The following is a 23,526-nucleotide window of genomic DNA, read 5'->3' as shown; positions in this document are numbered from 1 at the left end:
GACCGGTCAGCGACTGACTGGGTCCGATCCGGCGTTCCGATCGAGGTCGCGTCGAGTCGGGAACCCCTCCCAGTCACCGGGATGCGTGCATGCCGCCGCCCCTGTGCTCACGCCCAGGTCGAGTCGATCCTCGACCGGTGCCCCGCGCAGCCTTTCGGCAAGATAGCCGGCGACGAAGGCGTCACCTGCTCCGACGGTATCGACGACGGCGACCGGGATCGCCGCGCGCGTCGACATGCGACCGCCGAGCAGGGCGAGGGCTCCGCTGTCGCCGAGCTTGAGCACGACCTCGGCTGGTCCGAGTGCAGCGATCCCCGAAGCGAGTCCGGCCAAATCGTCTTCGGGCAGACGGCAAAGGAGGGCGGCCTCGTCGGCGCCCGCGAACACAATGTCGCTGCGCCGCGCGATATCAAGGTAAACGTCGACGGCCGCATCGGCCGACCAGAGGCGGGAACGGTAGTTGACGTCGAACGACACTGCGACACCTGCCTCGCGGGCGCGGTCGATCGCGATGTCTATGCATGCGCGCGCCGAAGCAGAGAGCGCCGGGGTGATGCCCGTCACATGGAGGAGGGAGAAAGCGTGGAAGTCGACGGAGCCAAGATCGTCGGGGGAGAGTCGGCTGCCCGCGCTCCCAGAGCGGTGGTAGGTGACGACCGAACGTCCGGCTGACAGGGTCTCTTTGATTAGCAAGCCCGTCGGCGCTCCTGGATCGATGGGGCTCAGGACGCTCACCCCCTCCGCGCGCAACTCACGTGCGACACGCGCCCCCATACCGTCGTCGCCGACGCGGCCCAGCCACGTGACGGGGACCCCGAGCCGAGCGAGACCGATCGCGACGTTGCCTTCGGCGCCGCCGGTGCCGACTACGAGCTCATGATCGAGAGCGAGGCTGCCGATGCCGCGGGTGCGCAGCACACCGAGTCCCTCGCCGATTGTCAGCACCCCGGAGGTCATGTCGCCTCGAGCTCGACGCACGCGCGGCTCAACCGCTCGATGGCCTTGAAGTCGCCGGCCGCGATCATGGCGCGAGTCGCCATCCAACTGCCGCTGACGGCGAACACCGACGGAGAGGCCAAATACTCGCCGGCGTTGTCGGCCGTCACCCCACCACTCGGGAGGAAACGAACGTCGGGAAAGGGACCCGCAAGCGCATTCAGGGCCGCGATGCCGCCGAGGGGGCCGGCAGGGAAGAGTTTGAGTCGAGAGAGGCCCAGCCGCAGCGCCCGCTGCACCTCAGAGGCGGTCGCGACGCCCGGAACGACCTCGACCCCGATCGCCCTCGCTCGCTCGACGACATCCTCGGCGAAGCCGGGGCTCACCACGAAGCGCGCCCCGGAGTCGACGACGAGGTCGACGTCGTCGGGGGTGAGCACGGTTCCGGCACCGACGATGAAATCGGGGATTGCACTCGCGGCGGCGATGGCGGCGAGCCCGGCATCGGTGCGGAGCGTGATTTCGGCGCAGCCGATGCCGCCGCGCACGAGTGCCTCGGCGAGGGGCACCGCGTGCCCCGGGTCGTCGAGCACGATCACAGGGACGAAGCGCTCGCGGTCGAGGATCATCGTCCGAGCCATCCGCCGTCGACGGGCAGGATGACGCCCGAGACGTACTCGGCTGCCGGGGAGGCGAGGAACACCGTCGCGCCGGCGATGTCGTCGGCATCGCCCCAGCGGCCGGCCGGGATGCGGTCGAGGATCGCCTGCGAGCGATGCGGATCGGCGCGCAGCGCTTCGGTGTTGTCGGTGGAGATGTAGCCGGGAGCGATCCCATTCACTGTTACCCCGCGTGACGTCCACTCGTTCGAGAGTGCCTTCACGAGACCGGCGATGCCCGACTTCGCCGCCGCGTAGCCCGGAACATTGATGCCGCCCTGAAAGCTCAACAGGCTCGCGGTGAAGATGATCCTGCCGTGACCGCGGTCGAGCATCCCGCCGGCGACGGCCTGGGTCAGTACGAACTGGCTCGAGAGATTCACCTCGACGACGCGATCCCACGATTCGAGTGGATGCTCCGCCGCAGGTGCACGCTCGATCGTGCCCGCGTTGTTCACGAGGATGTCGATGTGCCGCTCTCGCAGCTCGTCCCCGAGGGCGATGACGGCCGCGCGGTCGGCGAAGTCGACGGCACGGGCCTCGAACGAACGACCGCGCGCCTCGACTGCGGCGGCGATGGTGCTGCCGGCCTGCTCGATCGTGGCGCTCACCCCGATGATGTCGGCACCCGCCGAGGCTAGCCCCTCAGCCATGGCGAAGCCGATGCCGCGCTTCGCGCCCGTCACGACCGCCGTCATGCCGGTGAGGTCGAAGCTGATGCTCATGCGCTCGCCTCCTGCCCGGCCTGAACGTCGACGAGCACCTTCATCGCCCGGCCGCCCTCGAGCTCGTCGAAAGCGGCCCGAGTCTCCGTGAGCGGGACGATCGCGGTGATGAGCAGCTCTGAAGGGATCGTGCCGTCGGCGATCAGCTCGACTGCGCGTTGGAAGTCGCTGCGCTGGTACACACGCGCACCCAAGATCCGGAGTTCCCGCCAGAAAACGCGCTGCAGGTCGATCTCGCGGGGAGTCGGGTGGATGGCCACGATGACGATGGTGCCTCGCACTTTCGCGAGCGAGGTGGCGCCGAGGACGGCGGCAGCCGCTCCGGAGACCTCGAAGACCACGTCGGCGCCCGCACCCTCGGTCCACTCCTCGACCCAGGCGCCTTGGTCGACCTCGCGCGGGTCGATCGTGTCGAACCCGAGGGTCGCGATCTGTGCTCGCCGCCGGGGGTCGAGTTCGATCACGGCGACCTCGGCACCGAACGCGCGGGCCACGGTGGCGATGAGCACGCCGATGGGTCCGCCGCCGATGACGACCGCCTTCTCGCCCGCGACGAGCTCGGAGCGGCGCACGTCGTGCACGGCCACGGCGACGGGCTCGACCAGGGCTGCGGCATCGAGCGCGACCTCGGGGGGGAGGGGGACGAGCGTGTTCGCCGGCACGTTCCAGAGGGCCTGCAACGCGCCGGGGGAGTCGATGCCGATGAAGTCGAGGTTCTGGCAGATGTGGGAGTTGCCGGCCAGGCAGGCCGGGCAGGTGCCGTCCCAGGCCAGCGGCATGATGGTGACGGCGTCGCCGACGCCCCACCCCTCGACGCCTTCGCCAATCGCTGCGATCGTGCCGCTCATCTCGTGGCCAAACACGAGCGGGGTCTCGACGCGGGCGTCCATGCTGCCGTGCAGGATGTGCAGGTCGGTGCCGCACAGTCCCACGTACGCAACGCGTAGCTGCACCTCGCCGGGCCGAGGCGGCGCCGGCTCCGCCTCGGCGATCGTGATGGTCGAGTCGCCCGTGTACGTGGCGGTCAGCATTGCGCCTCCAGATCGAGATGTAGAGATGTCGAAGCGGCCCCAATTTCTGAAATTCAGATGATCAATCAGGCCGCAAGCACCGGATAATTGCAGCATCGTAGCAACATTGCGCTTAATCATCTAACCTTTGCTTGGAATACCGCTCTTCTACTGGAGGTACTCGATGCTGAGCCGAAGACTGCGCTCGGGCCTGTCCATGACCGAAATGGGCTTCGGGGCGGCCCAGTTGGGCAACCTGTTCCTGGAGACGACCGACGAGCAGGCGCACGCCGCCGTCGATGCGGCCTGGGATGTCGGCATCCGCTATTTCGACACCGCCCCGCATTACGGGCTCGGCCTCTCTGAACGACGCCTCGGTGCGGCGCTCGCCGGCCGCGCCCGGGATGACTTCGTGCTCTCGACGAAAGTCGGGCGCCTCCTCGTCCCAAGTGGCTATCCCGAGGGAACGATCGATGATGACTTCATCGTGCCCGCAACCACACGACGCGAGTGGGACCTCAGCCGCGATGGTATTCGTCGGTCGATCGACGAGAGTCTCGAGCGGCTCGGCCTCGATCGTATCGACATCGCGTACCTCCACGACCCCGACGACCATGGCCCGCAGGCGCATGCCGAGGCGATCCCGGCGCTGATCGAACTCCGTGACGAAGGCGTCGTCGATGCCGTCGGTGCCGGGATGAACCAGTCGGCGATGCCTGCCGAGTTCGTGCGCAGGCACGACATCGACGTGATCATGCTGGCAGGCCGCCACACCCTCCTCGAGCACGGTGCGCTCGACGATCTCCTGCCACTGGCCGTCGACCGCGGCGTCGACATCGTCGCCGCCGCGGTGTACAACTCCGGCCTGCTCTCGCGCCCCCGTCCAACGGTCGACTCTCACTACGACTATGGATCTGCTCCAGAGGCACTGATCGCCAGGGCGAACGCCATCGCCGACCTCTGCGAGGAATTCGGCGTAACGCTCCCGGAGGCCGCGATCGCCTACCCCCTGCGGCATCCCGGCGTCGTCTCGGTCGTCGTCGGTATGCGTACGGCAGAGCAGGTCGTGAGCTCAGTCGAGCGCCATGCGGTGCGGATCCCGGAGGAGCTCTGGAAGGTGCTCGCCGACCGCGGTCTGGTACGCGATGCGTGAGGTCTCAATCGTCGACGGATCCCACCTCGGAGAGATGGCTCGCCGTGAACTCTTCGACACCGAGGACATGGACCGCCATTCGGATACGCGCTCGCTCGGGATCGTGCGACGTGAGCGCGTCGAGGATCAGGCGGTGCTCGTGCTGAGTGTTCTGCACCGCTCCACGCTCATGGATCGCTCGCCACAGGCGGGCACGTGCGGTGCGGCTGACGAGTGCTTCGATGATCGCGGCGAAGGCCGGATTCCCGCTTGCGTTCGCGATGAGCCGGTGAAACGCGGTGTCGAGATCGATCGTCGCCTCGAGGTCGATGTCGGCATCGGTGAGCAGTTCCTCGCCCTGGTCGAGGATACGCCGCGCCTCGGCGAGATCGTCGTTGGAGATCAGCAGCGCGGCTCGAGCAGCGGCTTCGGGTTCGAGCGCACGCCGGACGCCGAGCAGGTGCAGGCTGTTCTCGGCGGTCTGCAATTCCGCGAGGATGCCGAGCGGCTCGAAAAGCTGGCTCGGCTCGAGCGAGGTCACATAGGTGCCGTCGCCCTGGCGGGTCTCGAGAACCCCGAGGATGACGAGCGCGCGGACCCCCTCACGAAGCGGGCCACGCGAGACGCCAAGTCGCTCGCCGAGCTCCCGCTCGATCGGCAGTCGCGATCCGGCGACCAGCTCGCCGCTCATGATCATCTGCCGGATGCCATCGATCACGACATTCGATCGAGATCGGGCGGGCGCGCTTGCGTCGGACTCGGTGCTCATGGCGACAGCCTAGGTGAGCAGCCTTCCCAATCCCGACCATTCATCAGATCTATCCCCGACAGTGCGGAGGAGTACCCATGAGCGACATCATCGACGCCCACCAGCATGTCTGGGACCTAGGACGTGCCGAGTATTCGTGGCTGAGCCCCGACGATGGGATTCTCTACCGCAACTTCGAAATGCACGACATCGCACCCGAATTCGCATCCACCGGTGTCACCGGCACCGTGCTCGTGCAGTCGGCCGACAACGACGACGACACCGAGCACATGTTCAAGGTCGCGGAGACGCAGCCCATCGTGCTCGGCATCGTCGGCTACATCCCGCTGCACGAGCCCGAGCGAGCGGCCGCGCGGTTGGCCGAGTTGGCGCAGCGCCCACTGTTCTGCGGGGTGCGCAACCTCATCCACGACCGGCCCGACCCGCGGTGGCTGCAGCGCCGAGACGTCGACGAAGGGCTTGGCCTCGTCGAGCGGGCGGGAGTCCCCTTCGATGTCGTCGGCGTGCTGCCCGAGCACCTCGAGGCCGTGCTCGCGATCTCGGAGCGGCATCCTGATCTCGACATCGTCATCGACCACCTCAACAAGCCGCCGATCGGGCATGCCGACCACGAGCCATGGGCGTCCCTCATGACGCAGGTCGCCGCCAATCCGCGCGTTCGTGCCAAAGTCTCGGGGCTGTACGCAGCGACGGGTGATCCCGCAGCCTGGACCCTCGAGTCCATCCGGCCGGTCTTCGACCATGCCCTCGAGGTCTTTGGCCCCGACCGGCTGATGTACGGCGGCGACTGGCCAGTGTCGCTCATCGCAGGCGGGTACTCGCGCATCTGGGCGGGAATCGGTGATTTGCTCGGCGGCCTCGGTGCGGCCGACCGCGACCGCATCCTCGCGGGCACCGCTCGCTCCTTCTACTCACTTCCAGAAGCGGAGATCAAGTGATGACGGAACGGTTCACACTCGCACGGATGGGGGTGCCGGGTAACGAGGTGCCTGTCGTCCGCTCCGGTAGTCGCGTGCTCGACGCGCGTGGAGTCGCCGACGATTTCGACAGGGCTTTCTTCGAGGGGTGCGGCATCAACCGGGTGCGCGAGGTGCTCGGTAATCTCCCCGAGTTCGCCGGCGATGGTCAGCGCGTCGGCCCCCCGATCGCACGCCCCGGCAAGATCGTCTGCATCGGACTCAACTATCGTGACCACGCCGAGGAGACTGGGGCGGTCGCGCCACCCGAGCCCGTCGTGTTCATGAAGGACCCGTCGACCATGGTGGGCCCCTTCGACGACGTGTTCATCCCACGCGGCTCCACGAAGACCGACTGGGAGGTGGAGCTCGGCGTCGTGATCGGGAAGGTCGCCCGATACCTCGCGTCACCCGATGAAGCCCTCGCCCACGTGGCGGGGTACGCGGTTTCGCACGACCTGTCGGAGCGCGAGTTTCAGCTGGAGCGCGGCGGCCAATGGGACAAGGGCAAGAGCTGCGAGACCTTCAACCCGTTCGGACCCGACCTCGTTCCGGCCGAGTACGTCGACGATCCGCAGCAGCTCGGACTTCGGCTCTGGGTGAACGGCGAGCTGCGGCAGAACGGCTCGACGTCGAACATGCTTTTCTCAGTCGCACATATCGTCTGGCATCTCAGCCAGTACATGGTGCTGAACCCGGGCGACGTCATCAACACCGGGACTCCTGCAGGCGTCGCGCTCGGGATACCTGGCAGGCCGTACTTGCGCGCCGGTGACACCGTCGAGCTCGAGATCGATGGCCTCGGTCGTGCAACCCAGCGGATGGTGCAGGCATGAGCAGCGGTGATTCCGCCGGCCTCATTGCAGTCGTAATCGGGGGAGTCACCGCTGTCGGACTCGCGACCGCTGAGACATCGCGACCGGCTGCATCGGCGAGGGCAACCGCGAGGCCGGCTACGGTGAGGACGCCATTCGTCGACAAGATGCAGCTGAAGTTCGCCCGTGCCGAGGCCGAGCGTGTCCCGCTCCTCTCGCGCCAGGCCACCGACCGCGTGGTTGAGCCGGCCGACATCGTTTCTGCGATTGTGCACCCCCCGAGTCAGTTGTCGAGCTTGACGACCGGGCTCGCCTTCGACCTCGATCGCGGGATGACTCATCTGCGTGTTCGCCTACCCGGAGTGCGCAGGTGAAGCGGCTCGCCTCGGTGATCGGTATGCCACCCGAGAATCGGGAGGAGTATGAGCGCCTCCACCTAGCGGTGTGGCCGGCGGTGCTTGAGCGATTGACGCTCAGCAACATCCGTAACTACTCGATCTTCCGACACGGCGAGGTGCTGTTCGCCTACATGGAATACGTCGGCGACGACTTCGAGGCAGATATGGCTGCCATCGCCGCCGACCCGGCCACCCAGGAGTGGTGGTCTGTGTGCGACCCGCTGCAGCGACCGTTCCCCGAACGCACCTCCGGCGAATGGTGGATGGAAATACCTGAAATCTTCCACTTGGACTGACCCGGAGCTCTGTCGTCCGGTTCAGCGTGGGAAGGTGGCCATGCGTGCTTGAAAGGCTATTTCGGTTCGGCCGTGTTCGCCGTCGCGGACTGGAGTACGACGAACGCGATCGAGTCACCGAACGCCCGCTACCGGCTTCTGCACGGCGTTCTCGGTCGCGGGCTAGCCTCGGGACGATGCAGTACGACTCTGCCGAGACGACCTCGCTTGCCTTGGATGTCGGGCGCGCCGCGACTGCGGGCACTCGCGGCGCAGGCCTCCCACCGGGCAGGCGCGCCCGTCTGCGTGAACGAACACGGGCTCGCTGCGCTCGAAGAAGGATGAGCTCTGGTCCCTAGTCGACCCGGGCGCGCCGAGCCTGTCATCCTCGGACCGACGGGCGCGGGCACACTCAAGGTTTGGTGTGCGTGAGAGAGCAAGCACGATTCGGGCGAGGTCATCCCCAGCAGCGAGATGTCGACATTGCGCGGCACGAGCCCAGTCGGGATGTCGCTACAGCCGGGGCGCGAGCCCGGCCGTTAGCGTGGATCGCATGAAGTCGACGATCACCGGAACGACCATGCCGATCCTCGAACTGCACCTCGATGGGGGTGAGCGGGTCGTCGCCGAGGGCGGCGACGTGGCGTGGATGTCACCCGGATTCGCGCTCGACACCTCGACCGTGCACGGCACCGGCGGCGGTGGCGGATTCATGAACGGCCTCAAGCGGGTGCTCGGTGGCGCCCAGCTGTTCCTGACCGAGTACACCGCCCCCGCACAGGGCGGCCTGCTCGCATTCGCCGCGCAACTGCCGGGCACGATCCGTCAGCTCGACATCGACGCGGCCGACTCGTTCATGGTGCAGCAGGGCTCCTACTCCGCGAGCACGGCCGGCGTCGAGGTGTCGGTGGGGCTGCAGAAGAAGCTGGGCGCCGGCATCTTCGGCGGCGCGGGCGTGGTCTTCCAGAAGCTGAGCGGCAACGGGACCGCCTGGGTGCAGCTCGCGGGGGAGATCACGGAGTACGAGCTGCCGGCAGGCCGGTCGCTGCTCATCCACCCGGGCCATCTGGCGATGTTCGAAGCCGGCATGAACCTCGAGTTCACCTCGGTCAAGGGCATCAAGAACAAGTTCTTCGGCGACTCGCTCTTCCTCGCGGAGATCCACGGACCCGGCCGCATCTGGCTGCAGTCGATGACGCCGGCGAAGCTCGCCGCAGCGATCGAGCCCTACCTGCCCGACCGCTCGTCGAACTCCAGCAGCTCCTGACGGGCTCGCGACCCGCTCAGCGCGTCGACCGTTCCGCCCCTCACGTGGGTGCGACTGATCACGCGACGTGCGCGGGGCGCTTCACCGGGTCGGGGGCGAACTCGAGCCGGGCGATGCTGCCCTTCGGCCAGAGCAGCTTGACGTAGACGAGCACGAGCGCGGCGATCACGACGCGGGCGAGCATTCCGGGGAGCCCGCCTTCGGGGCCGTACGCCCCGCCGTTGAGGAGTTCGTCGCCGACCGACGTCGAGGCGACCCATCCGGGCCATCCGGTGGTGCCGCTCACCGGGAAGCCCCAGAGCGCCTGGCTGAGATTCCACGAGACGTGCAGTGCGACGGGCAGCCAGATCGCCCGGGTCGCGAGGAAGGCGATGCCGTAGATCACGCCGCCGAGCGCGGTGCCGAACGCGCCGATGAGTGTGGCGTTCGGGTTCGTGAGGTGGACCGCGCCGAACGCGGCGGCGACGATCGCGACCGCGATCCAGCGGCCGGCGGCGAGGTTGCGGAAGAGGATCACGAGGCCGCTGAGCAGGAGTACACGGAACAGGACCTCTTCGAAGAGCGCGTAGCCGATGATCTGGCCGAGTGCGCCGCCGAGTCCCGACCAGTCCTCGGCGCCGGGGGAGACCTCGATCGCGCCGAGTGCGAGCTCGACGACGAAGACGAGGCCGATCACGACGAGCGGGATCACCAGGCCGACGAGGACGTCGAGGGCGCTCCAGCGGTTCGCGGTGATGCCGAGGCTGCGCCAGACGGGGCGGTCGTGGCGTCGGTACCAGACGACGGCGAAGACGCCGAAGCCGATCCCGATGAAGATCAGCGCGATGTCCATGCGTCAGACCTGTTCGACGCGGGGTGCGGTGAGCCCGGCCTCGCTCTGCGCGCGGCGGGAGCTGCGGCGGTAGAGCAGGTAGGCGATGCTTGCGAAGAGGAGCAGCGCGACGGCGCCGACGACGCTGCCCTCGGGGCCGAAGCCGCCGCCGGTGACCCAGACGGGTGCGCCTTCGACGGGTTCGAGGAAGATGAGGCCGGTGGTCTGCACGTTGATGCCGTCGACCTGCACGCCCCAGACGTTGCCCTCGGCCCAGTTCCAGCCGCCGTGGATGCCGATGATGAGCCACAGCGAGTTCTGCCACAGCACGATGAAGGCGGCGAAGACCGCGTAGGCCATGATCGTCGTGAAGCCGAGCGGCTTGGTGAGCACGCCGTGCATGAGCGTGAAGAGCAGCGCGGGCAGCACGACGGCGAGCCATCCGGGCATCTGGAGACCGGAATTCTGCATCAGGAAGCCGCGGATCAGGATCTCCTCGTTGCCGCCCTGCACGACGTGGGCGAGCACGAGCGCGAGCACGAGCAGCACCGCGGTCCCGCCGCTGATCGCCCCGGCGGGCGGGTCGACGAGCCGGTAGCTGCCGGTCGCCCAGAGGAAGAGGATCGGCACGGAGATGATGAGCGCACCGATCGGGATGCCGAGCAGGAGGAGGAGGACGCCGCGGCCGGGGCGGCGGAAGCCGAGGGTCTTGATGTGCCGGCGTTCGTAGAGCACGACCCAGAGGATCATGAGGAGTGAGGGGATCAGGTTGGCGGGGATCTCGAGCCACTGCGCCTCGGGCGAACCGGGTTCGGGGTGCAGGGTGAGTTCGAACACGCCCATGAGGCCGAACTGGACGACGAACACCATCACGATGAACACGAGGGGATAGGAGAGCCACCAGCGGGTGACCCGCTTTCCGGTCGCGGCGTCCTGGACGTACGGAGTCGTGCGGATCGACATGGGGCCTCCTCAGACGGCGTCGACGGCGGGGACGGTGGGGGTGGTGGGCAGCGTCGCACTGCGACGCACGTCCCACCTGCGGTAGACGAGGAAGGCGATCGTCGTGGCGATCGCGAGCACGACGACGGCCGGCACGCTCGCCTCGGTGCCGAAGTCGCCGCCGGTCAGCCAGTCGGGCGCGCCGGGCGCCGGCTGCAGGTAGACGGCCGACGTCGCGAGCGGCGGGAGTCCGCTGACCGGGATGCCGTAGAGGTTGCCCATCGCGAAGTTCCAGCCGGCGTGGATGCCGATCGCGATCCAGAGCGCGCCCTGGCGCAGCACGATGAACGATGCGAAGAGGGCGTAGAGGAAGATCATCGCGAAGGGCAGCGGGTGCACGAGCACGCCGTGGATGAGGGTGAACAGCAGTGCGGGGAGGAGGACCGCCAGCCAGCCGGGGAGCTTGAGGCCCCCGGTTTGGAGGAGGAACCCCCGCGTGAGGAGCTCTTCGGTGCCGCCCTGCACCACGAAGGTGAGTGCGAGCAGCACGAGCAGGGGGAGCGCGTTCCACCCCGAGCTCGCGTCGGCGGGCGGCGGCACCTGCTCGTAGGCGCCGATCGCCCAGAGGAAGAGGGCGGGGATCGACAGGAGGACGACGCCGGCGGCGAAGCCGGCGAGCATCGTCAGTACACCTCGGCCGGGACGCCGGAACCCGAGGGTCTTCACCCGTCGGCGCTCGAACAGCACGACCCAGACGATCAGTGCGAGTCCCGCCGCGGCGAACGAGATCATCTCCTGCAGCTGCGCCTCGGGTGAGCCGTGCGCGACGGGCCACGACATCGAGAACACGGCGAGCACCCCCGCCTGCACGCCGATGATGAGCACGAGGAACACCAACAGGTAGGCGAGCCACCAGGGCGTCACCCGCCTCCCGGTCGCGGCGTCTTGGACGAACGGCGTGCTTCGTACGGACATCGTGCTCCTCCCCAGGCAGTTTTGCGTATCTCTAAGCTACTGGGAGTCGCATTCGCTGTGGACCTCCGAACGCGGCGAGATCTGCGTTCGACGGCCGACGGCATCCATCGTCGACTTCAGGCTTCAGACTTCGGGAGGCAAGCCCAACCGGGTGCGGTAGTCCGTCCGGAGAACCGTGGCACCGCCAAGCAAGTGTGCCCCAGCGTCCACGACGATTTCGGCGCCGGTGACCCGCCGCGATGACTCGGAGAGGAGCCAGGCCACAGCATCGGCGAGATCGGATGCCTCCACCAGTTGCCGGAGGGGCGTCGCATCGATGAGATGCTCCCCATCGCGGCGGTCCAGCCGACCACGGGTGTGTGGCGTGCTCGTCCACCCAGGTGTCACGAGGTTGACTCGGATACCTGCGTGACCGTACTCCGCCGCGACCTGACGGACCAGCGCAGCGACGCCGGCCTTCGCGGCGGCATAGGCCGGAAATCCCGGTTGCGGTGCGTCGGCGTGCACAGATCCAATCACACAGACCGGCCCGCCGCCACGTCCTTCGAGCATTGTGGCAACCGCTGCGCGAAGGGTGTGGAACACCGTCGTCAAGTTGGATTCGATCGTCGTATCCCAGTCGTCAGTGCTGAGCTGGTGGATGGATCCGCCTGAAGTCGTACCGACGGCGACGACGAGTGCCTCGAGGCCGCCGCCGCCACGAATCGAGGCGAACGCGTCATCGACGGCCGCGGGGTCTGCCGCGTCGACGGCAAGCCGCAGCGTGTCGGCGGGGAAGCGATGCGCCACGGTGGAGAGGCGCGCCGCGTCGCGGTCGAGAAGGGCGAGTCGCCGATCGTCGCTGAGGCGTCTGGCGATCGCCTCGCCGATCGCGCCGCCGGCGCCGACGATCGCGGTGATGCGGTCGGAATTGGTCATCGTCGTCTCTCGCCACTTGGTGGGTGATGGAATCGGGCCGGGACGGGTGCCTGGGGGAGGGGGAAGGGCGCACACCGTCCCGACCCGAGCTCAGTCGGCGCGTAGCGTCTCGACGAGCGCCCAGTCCAGCTCAATGCCGAGACCGGGAGCCATGGGTACTGCGAGGGTACTCGCTTTGAAGGAGAACGGCTCTAGCGTCAGTTCGTCTCGCAGCGGGTTCGGAAGACGGTTGTACTCGTAGATTCGGAAGTTCGGAATCGCCGCAGACAAATGCAGCGCCGCTGCGAGACCGACGGCCGAACCGACGCCGTGCGGGGCGATGTCAACATGGAAGGTTTCGCACAGGGCGGCGAGCTTGCGAGACTCGGTGATGCCGCCTGCCCGGGCGAGGTTGGGCATGACGACATCGATCGCCCCGCCCACGAGGAACGGCCGGAGGTCCCAGCGTGTGAAGAGCGTCTCCCCGTTGACGAGGGAGACCGGGAGCAGTTCGCGAATCCGACGGTATCCATCGACGTCGTCGACGGCGCACGGCTCTTCAATCCAGGTGATGCCGAGCTCAACGAGCCGCCGGACGACATCGACGGCCCGATCGGAGGTGTACGCGCAGTTGAGGTCGACGAGGAGTCGACGTTCGAGGCCGATGGCCTCCCGCACTGCGGTCGCGTGTGCGAGATCGGTGGCCGCCCCGCGGCCGAGCTTGAGCTTGATTGCCTCGAACCCGCCGTCGACGAGAGACTGGGCGTAGTCGGCCGATTCGGCCGGGTCGTCGAGCATCGGAACGGGGCTCGCGTACACGTCGATGCGTTCGCGGTGAGGACCCCCAAGCAGCCGGTGGATCGGTAGGCCAAGTGCCTTGCCCTTGAGGTCCCAGAGCGCGATGTCCACGCCGCTCATCGCCTCGAGGAAGTACCCTCGGAGCTGACCGCCGCCGCTCATCGATGAGAACACCTTCGACCACAGCCGGTCGATGGCGTGCGCATCCTCGCCGACGAGCAGCGGCTCGATGATGTCGCGCACGATCTGCGCGGTTACCTTCGGTGCCGGCAGACCATAGCATTCCCCGATTCCCTCCAGCCCATCCTCGGTTCGCAAGCGGACGAGGGTGGAGTACTGGCCCTTTCGCTGAAGCGTGCGATGGCTCGCCGCAGGTTGCAGCAACCAGCCGGGTACGTCGCCGTCGGGGTACAGCCGCGAGAACGGGGCGATCACCGGGATGGCTTCGACCGAGCTGATGCGCAGCGGTGCGTGGGTTCCGACAGGGTGCGCCGGAGGGAGATCGAGGATGCTCATGTTAGTCGGCCAGCTTCTGCATCTCCGCCTGGGCGGTATCGAGCGCCTCTTGGGCCGACTTCTGACCGGTGAGTGCGGCTTGGATCTCCTCCGCGAGCTTCGCCTCCATTTGAGCGTAATTCGGGAATTGCCAGAGCGGGTTCGGCGAAGCCGTGTCGGTGATCTGCTCCTGCCAGGTCGACGCATACGTGTCGGACGTGAACGATTCATCCGCGAGTGCGGTCTCGGTAGTGGGCACGGATCCGACCTCCTTGTACCGGTTGATGCCGACCTCGGGCGTGGAGGTCATGTACTTCGCGAACTCGGCCGCGGTCGCGGTGGGCCCCTTCTTGAAGACGACGATGAGCCCGCCCCAGGCGAGTGACTGCGGCTCGTCGTCCGCGTTCACCACCGGCCGTCGCACCGGCACAGTGTGGTCGATCAGCGTGGGGTCCGTGGCTTGCGCGGTGATCGTGCCCCGAATCTGGTTCGCATCGTCGAAGAACGCGGTCTTGCCCTGGGTGTAGAGCGTGCGGGCCTCGGGGCGTCCGAGGCCGAGCGAGATGAGGCCCTGCTCGTTGAGCGAGGTGATCCACTCGAGCGCTTCGACGGCACCCTCGTCGTTGATGGCGATCTCGTCGCCGTCGACGATCTCCGAACCGAAGGTACGGAACCAGGGGATGAAATCCTTGATCGCCTCGGGCTTGGTCGCGAGGGCGTAGGGCACGATGTCGCCCCCGAGCCCCTTGACGGCCTTGAGCGCCGCCTCGAACTCCTCGACGGTCTCGGGGGTCCCGGTGACACCGGCCTGCTCGAGCAGCTGCTGGTTCTGGATGAGGCCGATGGACCCGGTGTACCAGGGCAGGCCGTACTGCTTGCCGTCGACCTGGCCGTTCTCCAACGCGGCCTCCGTGTAGTCGATGCCATCGGCGTACTCGGTGAGGTCGGCGAGCACGCCGAGCTGCGTGAGGGTCTGGATGTCGGCGATGTCAAGCTGCGCCGCCCCGGTCGTCGATCCGTCGCGTGAGCGGAGGATCAGCTGGTTCTTGTACTCCGCGAAGGGGAAGGAGACGAGCTCGGCCTCGATGCCGTGCTCATCGGTGAACCCGGCAACCTCCTGGTCGATGAGCGCCTTCTGCGCGTCTTCGCCGTAGTTCCAGCTCGTGAAGGTGAAGTCCTCGAATTCGTTCGGGGACTCGGGCTCGGTTGCGGACCCGCCACCGGAGCACGCGCTGAGGGCAAGCGCGGCCGCGATGGCGATTCCGACGGTCGCGAGCGCTGGCCTGCGTGCCGTGCCGGCTCGACGCTGAGATGCGGACATGATGCATTCCTTACTGTGTGGGTGACTCGGTTGGGGGTGGGCGGTCAGCCCTTGACGGCGCCGGAACTCAGTCCGGCGACGAAGTATCGCTGCAGGGCGAGGAAGATGACGATGACCGGCAGCGAGGCGACGAGCGATGCGGCCATGAGTTCTGGCCACCGTTCGCTGAATTCGCTCAGGTAGGTGTTGACGAGCCCTGGGGGGAGCGTGCGTGTCGCCTCCCCCGACAGGGTGAGGGCGTAGACGAAGTCGTTCCATCCGCGGATGAAGGCGAACAGGCCCGCCGCGATCATGCCCGGTGCGATCAGCGGCATGAGGATTCTGTGGATGATCACGCCCTGTCCTGCACCGTCGACCTTCGCGGCCTCGAGGATCTCGTCGGGGATGTTGTCGAAGATGCCCTTCATCATCCAGACGCAGAGCGGCAGGGTGAAGGTCGTGAACGAGATGACGAGCGCGAGATACGTGTCAAGCAGGCCCATCATGCTGAAGATGCCGTAGATCGTGATGAGCAGCAGGATCTGCGGGAACAGCTGCGACACGAGGAGCAGGAACATCACGGAGCGCCGGCCCCGGTAGCGGAACTTGGAGAAAGAGTAGGCGCAGTACATGCCGATGAAGACGCTGCCGACGGCGGTGACGGAGGCCACGAGCACGCTGTTGCCGAGGTAGTGGAGAATCTGGCCGTCGCTGAACACACGGACGTACGCACTGAAATCGAGGCTGGTCGGCAGGAGCTTGGGCGGGAACTCGAAGACCTCCGCCCCGCTGCGGAGGCTGGTCAGCACCATCCAGTAGATCGGAGCAAGTCCGAATACTGCGATCGCGATGAGCGACAGCCGCCGGCCCCAGGCCACCGGGCGCGTCTCACCGGTCGGCCCGTTGCGGCGACGGCGCGGCGCGACCTTGCGATCGGGTCCGGCGGCCGTGACGATCGATTCGGTCACAGTTGCGGTCGGTCGGGTGCGGGTGATCACTTTTCGCGCTCCATTCCACGCAGGTACAAGAGCACTGCGGGCAGCAGTACGAGCATCCAGAGGACGCCCAAGGCGCCGGCCATACCCAGATCGAAACCCTTGAAGGCAGTCTCGTAGACCGCGAGCGAGAAGGTCGTGGTGGCACCCGCCGGCCCGCCCTGCGTGAGCACGTAGGGAAGATCGAACTGCTGGAAATTCCAGATGAACTCGAGCAGCACCACCACCGAGGCCACCGGGATGAGGCCGGGGACGGTGACGTTCCAGAAACGCTGCCATGAGTTCGCGCCGTCCATGCGGGCCGCCTCGTAGACGTCGTTCGGGAACGACTGGAGCGCTGCGAGCAGCATCACCATCATCCACGGGAAGGTGGCCCAGGTTCTCGCAACGATGATTGCCGTCATCGCACCGGGGCCCGATTGCAGCCAGCCGATGTTCTCATCGATGAGCCCCGCGGTTCGGAGCAGCCCGTTGAGCACGCCGTAGTTCGCGTCGAAGATCCAGAGCCACAGGAAACTGACCACGACTCCCGGGAGCACCCAGGGAAACAACAGCACGCTACGGAGGGCCGCGCGGCCACGCATCCGCTGGTTGAGGCCCAGCGCGGCGACGAGACCGATGAGAAACGGCGCGAGCGTCGCAGGCACCGCGAAGGTCAGGGTTGTCACGAGCAACGGGCCGAACTCGATGGTCAGTGCCTCGACGATGTTCTCGAAACCGACGAAGGTCTTCTCCGGGTAGAGCAGGCTGCTCTCGAAGAACGCGTCGATCAATGCGGCGACCAGCGGGTAGATCAGCACCGCGATCAACAGCGAGGCTGCCGGGGCGATGAGCAGCAGCGGGAAGAAGCTGCGTTGCGAACGGCGCGGGGGAGCGGCCATCGCCTGGGTCACTGCCACTGGAGTCCTCCTCGACTGTGCATTCCTGTCCAGCCAGCGGGTCGCATCGGTTGAACAGAAGACACGATATACGAAATGCGAAACTTGTCAACTCGTGGCACAATGAAGTGGTCGCGCATCAGCGCGGCCCTGAGAGGAGAACGATGAGTGCGCTTGCAGGGCGACCCCTGGTGGTCGACACCAAGGCAACCCAGATTCGGCAGCGGCTCGCCGATGCGATTATCAACGGCGACCTCAAGCCCGGCGACCGCATCGTGCTCGACGAAATCGCGCGTGAACTCGGGGTCAGCAAGATCCCGCTCCGCGAGGCGCTCTCGAGCCTCGAAGGCGCCGGGCTCGTCGTGACCGCGCCGCACGCCGGACCGCGCGTTGCCCCCCTCCCGACGCACGAGCTGCGGGGCATCTATTTTCTGCGCGAAGAGGTCGAGACACTCGCCATGAAGCTCGCGGCCGACCGGATCGGAGAAACACAACTCGGCGCGCTCCGCGAGCTCAATGAGCAGATGCGTCAGGGCCTCGGTCGTGCCAGCGACGCCGAGATGGGCGCGCTCAACTCCGAGTTCCACCTAGAGATCGCCCGCGCTAGCACGTTCGAGAGCGTCGTCGATGTCGTCGACGAGTTGCTGACGAAGGTTCGCCGCTACCGCGCAGTTATCCAGGGATTCTCGGCAGATTGGCAACATGCGATCGCCGAGCACCACGCGATTATCGCCGCGCTCGAGGCGGGTGACGCCGCAGGTGCCGTCGAGGCCGTGCGAGCTCATGTGCACGCTCGAGGCGAGATCGAAGCCCCGGCAGACGACGTCGCAGAACTCGGCAATGCCTGAACTACTCGCCGTCGGAGAAACGATGCTCGCACTGACGCCGCTCGATGGCGGTATCGATGTCGCCGCGTCATATCGGGCCGCGATCGCGGGCGGCGAGTCGAATGTGGCCGTGCATGTCGCCGCACACGGGTACTCGGCCGGGTGGGCGTCTCGGGTCGGAGCTGATGCCGTCGGCCGACGCCTGGTTGCCGAGCTCGAGGAACGTGGCGTCGACTGCTCGCTCGTCCGCGTCGACGCCGACGCGCCGACCGGTCTGATGCTCAAGGATCCGTGCGCGGAGGGAACGACTGTCCTCTACTACCGAGCGGGATCGGCAGCGTCGAGGATGCTCCCGGGAACTGTGCCGGCGACCGCAGTCGCCGAGGCGAGAGTCGTGCATGTCACCGGCGTGACCCCGGCGCTCTCGACCGGGTGCGGGGCGATGATCGACTCACTGTTCGCCGAGGCGGCCGCTGCCGACACACTCGTCTCGTTCGACGTGAACTTCCGGCCCGCTCTCTGGAAGGAACGGTCCGCTTGCGAGGTGCTCGCGAGTTACGCCCGACGTGCCGACCTTTGCTTCGTCGGGCGTGACGAGGCTGAGGCGCTCTGGGGCACCCACTCGCCACACGATATCCGTGCTCACTTGCCAGAACCGACGGTCCTCGTCGTGAAGGACGGCGCACTCGGCGCCACGGCCTTCGAGCGTGACGAACCGGCCGTGTTCGAACCGGCCCTCCACGTCGATGTCGTCGAGCCGGTCGGGGCCGGTGACGCCTTCGCCGGCGGCTACCTCGCGGGTCTGCTGGGCGGGAAGCCGGCCGAGGAGTGCCTGCGTCTCGGGCACGCTGCGGCTGCCCGTGTGCTCGTGACCGTCGAGGATTTGCCACCTCTTGAGGAGACCGCACGATGACGCACCTTCATTTCGACAGTCTGTTCGATCGGGTGCCGGTCATGGCGATCCTGCGAGGCTACGGGCCCGAGCGCACCCTCGAACTCGCCCGCATCGCGTGGTCCGTCGGCATCGACTGCATCGAAGTGCCGTTGCAGACCGACCGCGACGCCGAATCGCTCGCAGCACTCGTCGCGGCCTCGCGAGAGCACGACCGGCACGTCGGCGCCGGAACGGTGCTCCATGCCGCCGATGTCGACCTCGCCCGAACCCTCGGTGCGAGTTTCACCGTGAGTCCCGGCCTCGACGACGAGGTCGCGGCGTGTTCGCTGGATGCCGGCATGCCGCACCTGCCCGGGGTCGCCACGGGTACCGAGGTGCATCGCGCCCGCCGCTTGGGACTGCGATGGCAGAAGGCATTCCCGGCCGCCGAACTCGGCGTGTCGTGGATCCGCGCTATGCACGGACCGTTCGCCGACGTACGCTTCGTCGCGACCGGTGGAATATCGGCCGCAAACGCGGCCAGCTTCCTCGCGGGTGGTGCCAGCGCCGTCGCCATCGGTTCCGCGCTCGAGGATGCCACGCAACTGCCCGCCCTGGCCGTGCTCACTCGCTGATCCGAGGCACGATGCATCCGGTTCACGTGCAGACCGAATTCTGGGTCGGGGCATCGACCCTCGGACGCATCGGCTCGACTGCGGAGGGGGTTCGGCGACTTACCGTGGCCGTAGACGGCACGTTAACACTCGGCGACCCGATCGAGGTGGGCGCGAACCCGATGTTCCTCGCCTGGCACCGCGGCGTCATCGGTATCGTCCATGAGCTTCCCGATGGTCGAGTGTCGGTGTGGCTCGCGGAAGGCGAGGGACTGACGCCGGTCGCCGGCCCTTCCCCGACGGGTGCCGCGGCCCCGTGCCACATCGAGTTCAGCGCGGACGGCTCGAAGCTCTTCGTGGCGAACTACGCTGGCGGCAGCGTATCGTTGCACAACGCCGGAACGGCCGGGCTCCTCGGGTCGGTCGCTCTGCACGGTTCCGGGCCGCATCAGATCCGGCAACTCGCATCGCACCCTCATCAGATCGTCCGCGACGAGCGCCGGCGCCGGATCCTTGTGCCGGACCTCGGCAGCGACCGGATCTGTGCGATCACGGTGGACCCAACGGACTCGCGGAAGCTCGTGCACGAGGCATCCGACGACCATCTGCTGCATCCTGGCGCAGGACCGCGTCATCTCGTCGTTGCAGGCGATCTCGCCGTCGTCGCGAATGAGCTCGACCGGACCGTGAGCATCGTCGATCTTGTGGAGAGCGCCGAGATCCGCTGCGTCCGGATTCCGGGGTTGCGGTCTAAGACGAGCCTCGGCATCTCGGCGATCCGCCGAACCGCGGCCGGGACCGTGCTCGTCGGCGACCGAGCGACCGACGCCGTTCATGCCTTCCGCTTCGATGAACGCGACCGATCGCTCGAGCACCTCGTCGAACTGCGCACGGGCGGCCGGTATCCGCGGGACCTCGAACTCACTCACGACGAGCGCTACCTTCTCGTCGCAGACCAGGCGAGCGATTCCATCGCGGTCGTCGAGATCGACCCAATGGGCGTGCCGTCCACGGTTGTCGGGACTGTGCCGACACCAGCACCGGCCTGTCTCATGCGGTTGCCGGTGCCCGAATAAGCTGAGCCAGCCGCCGTAACGAGCCGATCACTGGTGACCGCCGGAATCGACCGGATCGAGACGAGGTCGAGGGCGGCGCGACCCGGGCTCCCGCAGCTCCTCGCAGCCACCTCTTCGTCGGCGTCGTCGGCCTGCAGACGGGACCGTGCCGATGAACACCGCCGAGGAGCCCGACATGGTTCTGCGGGCCCCTCGACGGCTCGAGTTGCCGTCGTCGTGCGACGTTCGCGGTCACCAGAGATCCGGCGTCAACGGCGCAGCACGTTCAGCGCTTCCAGTTCACCTGCCAGGAACCGAGAACCGCAGGTCCATGCTCATTGACGGATCGCACGACGTAGTGGGCGCGGTCGGGGGACGCGGTGTCGGTGAACGACGTCGCGTCCGCGCCGACCTCCGCGATGACCTTCAAGTTCCCGCCACTCCGATTGGTGCGTTCGATCCGGTACCCCCGAGCGTCGCGCGAGGCGTTCCACTGGAGCCGCGGACGACCGTTCTCGGACGAGATCGTAAGCCCCTGCACCGCCTGAAGCGGCGCACCGGTGCGGCATCGCCCTTCCACGACCTGCGACTCGGGGCCCACGCCCGAAGCGTTCGCGGCCCGGATGCGGTACTGCGCCGTGGAGCCGGGTTTCAGATCGAGATCGAGAAACGCGCGGCCCGTGGCCTCATACTCTTCGGGTTCTCCGCCATCGACACTGCGTGAGACGTTGTACCGATCCGCGTCATCGACGGCCGACCACCAGACTTCGACCCAGTTGCGTCCGGTCTTCACCTGCAGATCTCCTGGGGCTTCCGACGGCGGCGGCGGCGGCGTTGCGACCCGCACAGCGTCGACGTGGACGTAGACGGCAAACCCCTGTTTCACCGGCACGTCCGACATTCGGAGTTCGACGAACTCGTCACCAGATCCGCTGAACGAAAGGGTTGAGTCTCCGAGCCGTCGCCATTTCCCGCCGGGCTCGGTCTGGTCGATCAGGAACTCCGAGATCTCACCGTCGTGATGAACGCGGTACTTGACCGCCTGGGAGCGGTCGGGCTTGCCGTCCGGCAACCACACGAAGACCTCGAACTCACCGGCGCGCGGGATTGACGGTCGCCAGCGAGCGACGCGGGGTTCCGTCGACACGGCCGACCTGTTGGCATAGTGGTAGTTGCTGCCGTAGAAGTTCGGCTGGAACGAGGACACCAACCACGTTCCCGTGAGCTCTGCGTCGAGGTTGTCGATGATGACCTCGACTGCGTCCGGCACCGTCATCGATTCGATATCGTTTGCCGTGGTCATGCCTGCTCCTCCGTCCAGAATTCGATCGAGTACGCGGGGATATCGACGCTGAACGTCGGACCCGACTTGATGTCGAGATCGATCGCGTTGGCATCGAACCCGTAACGGCTGCCGCGATACGCGGCGGCATCACCGACATCGAGATGGAACGTGTATGCGCTCGCCGTGCGGTTCGTAAGCACGAACGTCCGTTGACCGCCGGGAGCGATCCAGGCCATGATCCGGTGGTCGGGTCGAACGGTCGGCTCATCCACCTCGATGCGTACCGCGTCCCAGGGCATATGCCGCAAGAACCCCGAAAGGCCGTTCCAGTTCATGGGGTTCCATGTCCAGTGGCCCTTCTGCAGCTCCGGGAAGTGACTGAAGTCGTCGTCGTCCCAAGGGCGCCAGAATCCGAGTGAGTACCCGACCGACTCGGCGTTGTAGGTCGGCTTCAGCGCATGGAGCCAGATCCACGTGGGTGAATCATGAAAGGTCATCCAGTTCATGATCGACTGCGCGGTATTCACTGGATACCAGGGCATCGGCTTGTCGCCCCAGCTCAGATACTCGAACTCATTGTTGTAGACCGCACGGTCCTCAGCATCCTTGCTGAAGTCCCACTGGCCGGGAAGTTGCTCGTTTGAGTCCGCTCCGATTCTGTGCCAAGTCCACCCGTCGACGAGTGCCAGAGCCGAATCATCGGAGCGGATGGCCGCGCCACCACGGCCGAACTGCCCGCCGTGGCTGGTCGCATGGATCAGAATGTGCGGGAACTCCGAACGGATTCGCGATGCAGTCGTGCGGAACGCGGCGTGGTAGAGCTCGTCGGAGTATTCGCAACTCGAGTAGCTTGTCTGCAGGTACGGCTCGTTCTGCAGGCACCACCATGAGACGGGGAGGCCGTTGTCCTCGAGGTAGCGGACATCCTGAACGAGCGCATCGGCGAACTCACTGAGGAAATCCTGGTCGCCGCTCTTCAGGGTGCCGCGGACGTAGCTGTTGGTCGACTTCCAATACGGGGTCGGGGACCAGTACTCGACGGCCATGCCTTCGACCTTGGACTTCGCCACCATCTCGCGCAGCTCTGCCATCTGTTCCGGCCACCGGCCGACGATATTGCGCTGGTCGGCGGTCAGCCCGCGCAGATACAGCCCCAGTGCGAGGCGACAGTAGCGAAATCCGCGATCAGTTCCCGCCCGGAGCATCTCGGTGCACAAGCGTGTCCGTTCGCTCGAGGTCAGGTCGTGCGGCACGGAGGTTGTCGCCTCGGGCAGCCCGAGGTTTCCGGAACCGATTGAGTCGCTTTGGATCTCGAATCCGAGACCCAAGATCGTCTGCCTGAAGCGGTCCCATTGGAGGACGTAGCTGCTTCCGGGGGCAGCATGCACGGGCGTGTAGGGTCCCGCGAGGACGAGCGCGCTCGCCGCGGAGGCGCCAACAGCGCCTCCCAGGAACGTACGGCGGCTCAGAGCTGCACGAGGGCGGGTGTCGGCTGATTCTGGTGATTGCACTTCGTTGAGCATATGTTCACGATATACGAAGTACGAAATATGTGACAAGGAGTTCTCATGGTTGCGAATCTCAGTGGCTGGCACCTTCTGATCGTGCTGGCGATCGTCCTGCTCCTCTTCGGCGCACCGAAGCTCCCGGCTCTGGCAAGGAGTGTTGGGCAGTCCATGCGCATCCTGCGGAAGGAGGTGCAACCGACTCCAGGCGATGCAGCTCTTGACGACGGCTCCGGCAGCTCGCCCGCAGAGACCTCTGCGGCGGAGCGTTCGGGCTGAGATGCCGCGGGTCCGACCGGGCGGACAGGGGGAACGAGCAATATCAACGGCTGC

Annotated in this window: 25 protein-coding genes; 10 read left to right on the top strand and 15 right to left on the bottom strand. The window is 66.8% G+C overall.

Annotated features, from left to right (window positions below; all coding sequences use genetic code 11):
• Positions 1-6 precede the first annotated feature (6 nt).
• The 4 genes from ACFVTH_RS17430 to ACFVTH_RS17415 are packed head-to-tail and all read right to left on the bottom strand — an operon-like array spanning position 7 to position 3,351.
• A complete protein-coding gene (locus tag ACFVTH_RS17430; protein ID WP_387093605.1) occupies positions 7-957 on the bottom strand; it encodes a sugar kinase in 951 nt (316 codons plus the stop codon).
• Positions 954-1,565 (bottom strand): bifunctional 4-hydroxy-2-oxoglutarate aldolase/2-dehydro-3-deoxy-phosphogluconate aldolase, encoded by a 612-nt coding sequence (locus tag ACFVTH_RS17425; protein WP_387093602.1) that lies wholly within the window; start codon positions 1,563-1,565, stop codon positions 954-956. Before ACFVTH_RS17425 ends, ACFVTH_RS17430 begins: the two co-directional genes overlap by 4 nt.
• Complete coding sequence (locus tag ACFVTH_RS17420; RefSeq protein ID WP_387093599.1) at positions 1,562-2,320, bottom strand: SDR family oxidoreductase; 759 nt, start codon at positions 2,318-2,320, stop codon at positions 1,562-1,564. The genes ACFVTH_RS17425 and ACFVTH_RS17420 overlap by 4 nt, the downstream gene beginning before the upstream one ends.
• Positions 2,317-3,351 carry a zinc-binding dehydrogenase gene (locus tag ACFVTH_RS17415; protein ID WP_387093597.1) on the bottom strand — a complete coding sequence of 345 codons (1,035 nt, stop codon included), beginning with the start codon at positions 3,349-3,351 and terminating at the stop codon, positions 2,317-2,319. Before ACFVTH_RS17415 ends, ACFVTH_RS17420 begins: the two co-directional genes overlap by 4 nt.
• Before the next feature lie 196 nt (positions 3,352-3,547).
• Here ACFVTH_RS17415 and ACFVTH_RS17410 point away from each other — a divergent pair, with 196 nt between their 5' ends.
• Entirely contained in the window at positions 3,548-4,483 is a 936-nt protein-coding gene (locus tag ACFVTH_RS17410) for an aldo/keto reductase (RefSeq protein WP_387093594.1), read from the top strand.
• 4 nt (positions 4,484-4,487) lie between these two features.
• On the opposite strand, the gene ACFVTH_RS17405 is transcribed toward ACFVTH_RS17410, so the two are convergent.
• Positions 4,488-5,231: a FadR/GntR family transcriptional regulator gene (locus ACFVTH_RS17405; RefSeq protein ID WP_387093591.1), complete on the bottom strand. Its 744-nt coding sequence runs from the start codon at positions 5,229-5,231 to the stop codon at positions 4,488-4,490.
• A 77-nt stretch (positions 5,232-5,308) separates the two neighbouring features.
• On the opposite strand from ACFVTH_RS17405, the gene ACFVTH_RS17400 reads away from it, so the two are divergent.
• The 4 genes from ACFVTH_RS17400 to ACFVTH_RS17385 all read left to right on the top strand — a co-directional run bounded on the left by ACFVTH_RS17400 (position 5,309) and on the right by ACFVTH_RS17385 (position 8,942).
• Positions 5,309-6,169 carry an amidohydrolase family protein gene (locus ACFVTH_RS17400; RefSeq protein ID WP_387093588.1) on the top strand — a complete coding sequence of 287 codons (861 nt, stop codon included), beginning with the start codon at positions 5,309-5,311 and terminating at the stop codon, positions 6,167-6,169.
• Positions 6,169-7,023, top strand: a complete 855-nt coding sequence (locus ACFVTH_RS17395; protein ID WP_387093585.1) for a fumarylacetoacetate hydrolase family protein — start codon at positions 6,169-6,171, stop codon at positions 7,021-7,023. The genes ACFVTH_RS17400 and ACFVTH_RS17395 overlap by 1 nt, the downstream gene beginning before the upstream one ends.
• A 349-nt stretch (positions 7,024-7,372) precedes the next feature.
• Complete coding sequence (locus ACFVTH_RS17390; RefSeq protein WP_387093582.1) at positions 7,373-7,696, top strand: L-rhamnose mutarotase; 324 nt, start codon at positions 7,373-7,375, stop codon at positions 7,694-7,696.
• Positions 7,697-8,228: 532 nt separating this feature from the next.
• Entirely contained in the window at positions 8,229-8,942 is a 714-nt protein-coding gene (locus ACFVTH_RS17385; protein ID WP_387093579.1) for a TIGR00266 family protein, read from the top strand.
• A 58-nt stretch (positions 8,943-9,000) separates the two neighbouring features.
• Here ACFVTH_RS17385 and ACFVTH_RS17380 read toward each other — a convergent pair whose 3' ends face one another.
• From ACFVTH_RS17380 to ACFVTH_RS17345, 8 genes are all read right to left on the bottom strand, one after another.
• Positions 9,001-9,774 carry a CPBP family intramembrane glutamic endopeptidase gene (locus ACFVTH_RS17380; RefSeq protein ID WP_387093576.1) on the bottom strand — a complete coding sequence of 258 codons (774 nt, stop codon included), beginning with the start codon at positions 9,772-9,774 and terminating at the stop codon, positions 9,001-9,003.
• Positions 9,775-9,777: 3 nt separating this feature from the next.
• Positions 9,778-10,716 carry a CPBP family intramembrane glutamic endopeptidase gene (locus ACFVTH_RS17375; RefSeq protein ID WP_387093573.1) on the bottom strand — a complete coding sequence of 313 codons (939 nt, stop codon included), beginning with the start codon at positions 10,714-10,716 and terminating at the stop codon, positions 9,778-9,780.
• A gap of 9 nt (positions 10,717-10,725) precedes the next feature.
• Positions 10,726-11,670, bottom strand: coding sequence for a CPBP family intramembrane glutamic endopeptidase (locus ACFVTH_RS17370; protein ID WP_387093570.1), 945 nt, complete (start codon positions 11,668-11,670; stop codon positions 10,726-10,728).
• Positions 11,671-11,793: 123 nt separating this feature from the next.
• Entirely contained in the window at positions 11,794-12,588 is a 795-nt protein-coding gene (locus ACFVTH_RS17365; RefSeq protein ID WP_387093568.1) for an SDR family NAD(P)-dependent oxidoreductase, read from the bottom strand.
• Positions 12,589-12,678: 90 nt separating this feature from the next.
• Entirely contained in the window at positions 12,679-13,881 is a 1,203-nt protein-coding gene (locus ACFVTH_RS17360; protein ID WP_387093565.1) for a mandelate racemase/muconate lactonizing enzyme family protein, read from the bottom strand.
• A 1-nt stretch (position 13,882) separates the two neighbouring features.
• Positions 13,883-15,181 (bottom strand): ABC transporter substrate-binding protein, encoded by a 1,299-nt coding sequence (locus ACFVTH_RS17355; protein ID WP_387093562.1) that lies wholly within the window; start codon positions 15,179-15,181, stop codon positions 13,883-13,885.
• A gap of 44 nt (positions 15,182-15,225) precedes the next feature.
• Positions 15,226-16,128 (bottom strand): carbohydrate ABC transporter permease, encoded by a 903-nt coding sequence (locus tag ACFVTH_RS17350; RefSeq protein ID WP_387093559.1) that lies wholly within the window; start codon positions 16,126-16,128, stop codon positions 15,226-15,228.
• 26 nt (positions 16,129-16,154) lie between these two features.
• Positions 16,155-17,054, bottom strand: a complete 900-nt coding sequence (locus ACFVTH_RS17345) for a carbohydrate ABC transporter permease (protein WP_387093556.1) — start codon at positions 17,052-17,054, stop codon at positions 16,155-16,157.
• 170 nt (positions 17,055-17,224) lie between these two features.
• On the opposite strand from ACFVTH_RS17345, the gene ACFVTH_RS17340 reads away from it, so the two are divergent.
• From ACFVTH_RS17340 to ACFVTH_RS17325, 4 genes are read left to right on the top strand one after another with little or no spacing between them, the layout of a single operon-like run.
• A complete protein-coding gene (locus tag ACFVTH_RS17340; protein WP_387093553.1) occupies positions 17,225-17,881 on the top strand; it encodes a GntR family transcriptional regulator in 657 nt (218 codons plus the stop codon).
• Positions 17,874-18,773 carry a sugar kinase gene (locus ACFVTH_RS17335; protein ID WP_387093550.1) on the top strand — a complete coding sequence of 300 codons (900 nt, stop codon included), beginning with the start codon at positions 17,874-17,876 and terminating at the stop codon, positions 18,771-18,773. The genes ACFVTH_RS17340 and ACFVTH_RS17335 overlap by 8 nt, the downstream gene beginning before the upstream one ends.
• A complete protein-coding gene (locus ACFVTH_RS17330) occupies positions 18,770-19,369 on the top strand; it encodes a bifunctional 4-hydroxy-2-oxoglutarate aldolase/2-dehydro-3-deoxy-phosphogluconate aldolase (protein WP_387093548.1) in 600 nt (199 codons plus the stop codon). The genes ACFVTH_RS17335 and ACFVTH_RS17330 overlap by 4 nt, the downstream gene beginning before the upstream one ends.
• A 26-nt stretch (positions 19,370-19,395) precedes the next feature.
• Positions 19,396-20,424 carry a lactonase family protein gene (locus ACFVTH_RS17325; RefSeq protein WP_387093545.1) on the top strand — a complete coding sequence of 343 codons (1,029 nt, stop codon included), beginning with the start codon at positions 19,396-19,398 and terminating at the stop codon, positions 20,422-20,424.
• A gap of 265 nt (positions 20,425-20,689) precedes the next feature.
• On the opposite strand, the gene ACFVTH_RS17320 is transcribed toward ACFVTH_RS17325, so the two are convergent.
• Positions 20,690-21,706 carry a hypothetical protein gene (locus ACFVTH_RS17320; protein WP_387093543.1) on the bottom strand — a complete coding sequence of 339 codons (1,017 nt, stop codon included), beginning with the start codon at positions 21,704-21,706 and terminating at the stop codon, positions 20,690-20,692.
• Positions 21,703-23,211, bottom strand: coding sequence for a glycoside hydrolase family 30 beta sandwich domain-containing protein (locus tag ACFVTH_RS17315; RefSeq protein ID WP_387093540.1), 1,509 nt, complete (start codon positions 23,209-23,211; stop codon positions 21,703-21,705). Before ACFVTH_RS17315 ends, ACFVTH_RS17320 begins: the two co-directional genes overlap by 4 nt.
• Before the next feature lie 45 nt (positions 23,212-23,256).
• Here ACFVTH_RS17315 and tatA point away from each other — a divergent pair, with 45 nt between their 5' ends.
• On the top strand, positions 23,257-23,472 hold the full coding sequence (tatA, locus tag ACFVTH_RS17310; protein WP_387093538.1) for a twin-arginine translocase TatA/TatE family subunit: 216 nt from the start codon (positions 23,257-23,259) through the stop codon (positions 23,470-23,472).
• Positions 23,473-23,526: the final 54 nt, after the last annotated feature.

This window comes from Agromyces sp. NPDC058104 (assembly GCF_042884835.1).
Taxonomy (GTDB): domain Bacteria; phylum Actinomycetota; class Actinomycetes; order Actinomycetales; family Microbacteriaceae; genus Agromyces.
The sequence above is the reverse complement of the archived record's forward strand: the minus strand, read 5'-3'. Positions and strand labels throughout refer to the sequence as shown.

Excerpts from the sequence above, each read along its gene's own strand:
- ACFVTH_RS17360 (WP_387093565.1), bottom strand. The coding sequence starts at position 13,881 with ATGAGCATCCTCGATCTCCCTCCGGCGCACCCTGTCGGAACCCACGCA.
- ACFVTH_RS17430 (WP_387093605.1), bottom strand. The coding sequence starts at position 957 with ATGACCTCCGGGGTGCTGACAATCGGCGAGGGACTCGGTGTGCTGCGC.
- ACFVTH_RS17400 (WP_387093588.1), top strand. The coding sequence starts at position 5,309 with ATGAGCGACATCATCGACGCCCACCAGCATGTCTGGGACCTAGGACGT.
- ACFVTH_RS17370 (WP_387093570.1), bottom strand. The coding sequence starts at position 11,670 with ATGTCCGTACGAAGCACGCCGTTCGTCCAAGACGCCGCGACCGGGAGG.
- ACFVTH_RS17320 (WP_387093543.1), bottom strand. The coding sequence starts at position 21,706 with ATGACCACGGCAAACGATATCGAATCGATGACGGTGCCGGACGCAGTC.
- ACFVTH_RS17380 (WP_387093576.1), bottom strand. The coding sequence starts at position 9,774 with ATGGACATCGCGCTGATCTTCATCGGGATCGGCTTCGGCGTCTTCGCC.
- tatA (WP_387093538.1), top strand. The coding sequence starts at position 23,257 with ATGGTTGCGAATCTCAGTGGCTGGCACCTTCTGATCGTGCTGGCGATC.
- ACFVTH_RS17415 (WP_387093597.1), bottom strand. The coding sequence starts at position 3,351 with ATGCTGACCGCCACGTACACGGGCGACTCGACCATCACGATCGCCGAG.
- ACFVTH_RS17335 (WP_387093550.1), top strand. The coding sequence starts at position 17,874 with ATGCCTGAACTACTCGCCGTCGGAGAAACGATGCTCGCACTGACGCCG.
- ACFVTH_RS17420 (WP_387093599.1), bottom strand. The coding sequence starts at position 2,320 with ATGAGCATCAGCTTCGACCTCACCGGCATGACGGCGGTCGTGACGGGC.
- ACFVTH_RS17410 (WP_387093594.1), top strand. The coding sequence starts at position 3,548 with ATGACCGAAATGGGCTTCGGGGCGGCCCAGTTGGGCAACCTGTTCCTG.
- ACFVTH_RS17315 (WP_387093540.1), bottom strand. The coding sequence starts at position 23,211 with ATGCTCAACGAAGTGCAATCACCAGAATCAGCCGACACCCGCCCTCGT.
- ACFVTH_RS17405 (WP_387093591.1), bottom strand. The coding sequence starts at position 5,231 with ATGAGCACCGAGTCCGACGCAAGCGCGCCCGCCCGATCTCGATCGAAT.
- ACFVTH_RS17355 (WP_387093562.1), bottom strand. The coding sequence starts at position 15,181 with ATGTCCGCATCTCAGCGTCGAGCCGGCACGGCACGCAGGCCAGCGCTC.
- ACFVTH_RS17330 (WP_387093548.1), top strand. The coding sequence starts at position 18,770 with ATGACGCACCTTCATTTCGACAGTCTGTTCGATCGGGTGCCGGTCATG.
- ACFVTH_RS17395 (WP_387093585.1), top strand. The coding sequence starts at position 6,169 with ATGACGGAACGGTTCACACTCGCACGGATGGGGGTGCCGGGTAACGAG.
- ACFVTH_RS17365 (WP_387093568.1), bottom strand. The coding sequence starts at position 12,588 with ATGACCAATTCCGACCGCATCACCGCGATCGTCGGCGCCGGCGGCGCG.
- ACFVTH_RS17425 (WP_387093602.1), bottom strand. The coding sequence starts at position 1,565 with ATGATCCTCGACCGCGAGCGCTTCGTCCCTGTGATCGTGCTCGACGAC.
- ACFVTH_RS17375 (WP_387093573.1), bottom strand. The coding sequence starts at position 10,716 with ATGTCGATCCGCACGACTCCGTACGTCCAGGACGCCGCGACCGGAAAG.
- ACFVTH_RS17385 (WP_387093579.1), top strand. The coding sequence starts at position 8,229 with ATGAAGTCGACGATCACCGGAACGACCATGCCGATCCTCGAACTGCAC.